3 protein-coding genes are annotated in these 3,495 nt (G+C 61.5%); all 3 read right to left on the bottom strand.

The features are described from left to right. Positions 1–159: 159 nt before the first annotated feature. Positions 160–1,146 carry a Gfo/Idh/MocA family protein gene (locus WBV42_RS06750; protein WP_423985349.1) on the bottom strand — a complete coding sequence of 329 codons (987 nt, stop codon included), beginning with the start codon at positions 1,144–1,146 and terminating at the stop codon, positions 160–162. Continuing rightward, on the bottom strand, positions 1,143–2,141 hold the full coding sequence (locus WBV42_RS06745; protein WP_423985348.1) for a Gfo/Idh/MocA family protein: 999 nt from the start codon (positions 2,139–2,141) through the stop codon (positions 1,143–1,145). The genes WBV42_RS06750 and WBV42_RS06745 overlap by 4 nt, the downstream gene beginning before the upstream one ends. Before the next feature lie 102 nt (positions 2,142–2,243). Then, the gene (locus WBV42_RS06740; protein ID WP_423985347.1) at positions 2,244–2,999 is read right to left on the bottom strand and encodes a sugar phosphate isomerase/epimerase family protein; all 756 of its coding nucleotides are present in this window, start codon (positions 2,997–2,999) and stop codon (positions 2,244–2,246) included. Positions 3,000–3,495 lie beyond the last annotated feature (496 nt).

The following is a 3,495-nucleotide window of genomic DNA, read 5'->3' as shown; positions in this document are numbered from 1 at the left end:
GCGGAGAACCGACCGCCGCTCAAAACCGGTGCGGACGCCGTACGCGACGTCGCCGTCGTGGAAGCCGCGTACGAATCCGCAAAACGGGGCGAGTCCATCGCAGTCGAGACGACCGAGACGGCCTCGTTGGACTGATCGCGACTCGCTTTCGCCTCGGCGTCAGTACGCGACTTCGACCGGTTCGTCCCGCTCGATGGATTCGTAGGCCGCTTCCATGACGGCGGTCGTCTTGACGGCTTCGTCCATCGGCGTCACGGGCTCCCGTCCGGTACGAATCGCCTCGACGAAGTCGTTCAGGAGTTCGTTGTTCGGGTCGGCACCCCAGTACAGGGTTTCGTTGTGGTTGCCGTGATTTGTATCGCAGATACTGGTATATCGTTGGCCGAAACAGTCGGCCGAGAGGGTTCCGTTCGACCCGACGAGTTCGACCTCCGCGTCTCCCCAAAACGAACTTTCCTGTGGGGTGCTCCAGGACCCGTCGAGGACGAACGGCGCGCCGTTCGACAGTTCCATCGACAGCAGGTTCACGTCTTCGACGGCGATATCGTAGAATCTGGTATCCATCTCGGCGTACACCTCGGTGACTTCCTCACCGGTGAGCCACCGAACGATATCCACGATGTGGTCGGTGTGGTCGGCGGCCGCACCACCGCCCGCGAGGTCCGGGTTGACGAACCAGCCGCCGGGCATTCGACCGCGATTGATGCCCGAGACGGCGACGAGATCGCCGAGTTCGCCCACCTCGTACCGTTCCTTCAGCCGTCGCATCGGGCGGCTACATCGGATCGGCATGGCCATCCCGGCGACCACGTCGCTTTCCGCACACCGGTCCCGAATCGCAGCGGCGTCCGAGACCGACGTCGCGAGGGGTTTCTCACAGAGGATCGCCACGTCGTACTGGAGCGCGAGGTCGATGAGTTCGCCGTGACGGGAGGTCGGCGAACAGAGAACGATCCCGTCGGTTTCCCCCATCAACTGGTGCTGTGACAGCACGGACGTTCCGACCGCGTTGGCCTGTCGGCGCGCACGTTCGCGGTTTTCGTCCGAGATGCCGACGAGTTCGACCCCCTGAAGCTGTGAGATGAGGGACGCGTACACTCCGGAGTTGACGTGAGCCGTCGAACAGATACCGAGTCGAATCGTCACGTGTCGTCCCCCGTGAGCGTGATCGGTTTCCCGCAGTCCGCCGACCGGCGGGTGGCGATCGCAATCCGTGTCGCAGCGCGGTCGGAGACGGTTTCGGGGTGCCGTTTCTCGCCGCGAACCGAATCCACGAACGCTCGAAGCGAGCGACCACGGCAATCGTCTTCGATGGGATCGACGGTGAGACACCGCCTTCCGTCCGAGAGAGCGGTAGCTGCATCGCGCTCGTGGAAGTCGAGCCGACCGTGATTGCCGCTGTACTCGACGTGGAGTCGTGGGGCGGGAGCGTCGTCCCGTCCCCACGTCGTTTCGACGGTCGCTCGGCCGCCACCCCGAAAGGTCAGGAGCGCGTGCCCGTGAGCGTATCCCTCCCCGGACCGAGTGCGGACGAAGACCCGCTCGACGGCGTCGAACGTCCATTCCAAGACGTCGAAGTCGTGAGCGAGAACCTCACAGAGAACGTCTTCGACGGGATTTTCGCGTTGCACACCGGCATACGAGACGTTCCAGCCGGGGCCGTCGAACGGTGCGGTTCGCTTGATTCGAGCGACGCCGATCGTTCCGATGCTCCCCGTTTCGACGCCCGCTCGGAGTCGGTCGTACAGCCGGGAGAAGCGATGTGGGGAACGGACGAGTACCCATCCGGTTCCAGTCGATGCGCGCGAAACGAGTCGTTCGGTCGCCGCGTCGTCGAGCGAGAGCGGCGGGTCACACCGAACCGGGACGTCGGCGGAGAGCGCGGTATCTATCGTGTCGGTACGTCCGACGCCCGACCCGCAGGTATCGACGCCGTGAGCGCCGACCGTATCGAGTGCGGTTGCCAGCGAGTCGTATCGTGGCGCGTCGATTCCGTCGAGGGGGTCGGTGCCGGAGTCGGAATCGGTGCCGGAGTCGGAGTCGAGAACGACCCCGGCGACGGTCGTATCCTCGAAGCGAGCGTATCGCTCGGCATGTGCTCGTATCGAGCCGTTCCTTCCGACGAGGACGATGCGTCGCATATGGCTACGTCCTACCGCGTTGTGATAAGGATTTGGACGGGGGAAAGTCCGAAGGGACGAACGACGAAATGCACGTCCGCGGTATCGAATCGCGCCGGACGATTACGCGCTATCGAGCAGTTCACCGACGCGAATCGCGCTCGATTCCAACGTTGCTGCGGGGTTCTCCGTCAACCCGTTTTCGTGGATGAGCCACTCGGCACCGGTATCGTCGGCCGCCCGAACACACGCATCGAGGTCGAGGACGCCCTCCCCAAGATCGACGTGCAGCGTGGCATCGTCGCCGGGAACCGTGTCGGTCAGGTGGACGAGCGAGATGTCGTCGGCGTATCGGTCGAGATACGAAAGCGGGTCGACGCCGCCGAACCGAGCGAGTCCGACATCGAACTCCAGTTCGAGGCTGTCGCTTTTCCGCGCGACGAACTCGTCGTACGCGGTGGCGGAGTCGCCCTCGATAGCCTCGAACTCGTACGCGTGGTTGTGGTAAGACAGTCGGAAGCCGTCGTCCGCGAGTCGGTCGGCGAGTTCCGAGAGGTGGTTCGCGGTCTCGGCGATGGCCGAAGTGGACTCGAAACCGTCCGTACCGTACGACGGGACGACGATTCGGTCACAGCCGACCGTCCCGTACTCCGAGACGACGGCGTCGTACTCCGACTCCAACGCGTCCAGGCCGACGTGCGCACCGACCGGTTCGAGGTCGGAGTCGTCGAGTGCCGTGGCGATGGTTTCCGGTGACTGGTCGTGGAACCCGGCGAATTCGACACCGTCGTACGTCGTCTCGGAGACGCGGGAGATGGTTTTCGTGAGCGGTTCGTCGAGGTCACGGAGCGTGTAGAGTTGAATCGCTGGACGGATCATTCAGCGTGCCATCCGTGGGCACGCCTCATAATCGTATCGACAATACGTGGACGAAATAACGGTCGAACCATCGGGAACCGAACGACCGCGGATAATCGGACGAGAGGCAAAGCAGGTGAGAAAGATAGGATAGATAGAATAGGTGAACAAGAGGAGATAGAGACAATATCTGGAATAGGTGAGATAGAACAGATGAAATGTGGAGGGTAGATAAAATAGATAGAGCCGTTGGGATAGCTGGAATCGATAAAATAGGTTGAATAGGTTGGATAGATAGAATAGGTAGCACAGATAGAGTAGGCCACGTAGGATAGATGGGAAAGGGGAGATAGGAACGAGAGCCGAGATAGACAGAATAGAGAGAATAGGTAGAACAGAGAAGGAAGACACGGGAGATGAATGACACGCGAGGGGTCGGTAAGATCACGGTTTGAGCAGAATACGGGGGATAGACGGAGTGAAACATCGAGATAGGTAAGATAGATAGAATAGGTGA

It is taken from the genome of Haladaptatus sp. (assembly GCF_049589095.1).
In the GTDB taxonomy this organism is placed as follows: domain Archaea; phylum Halobacteriota; class Halobacteria; order Halobacteriales; family Haladaptataceae; genus Haladaptatus.
The sequence above is the reverse complement of the archived record's forward strand: the minus strand, read 5'-3'. Positions and strand labels throughout refer to the sequence as shown.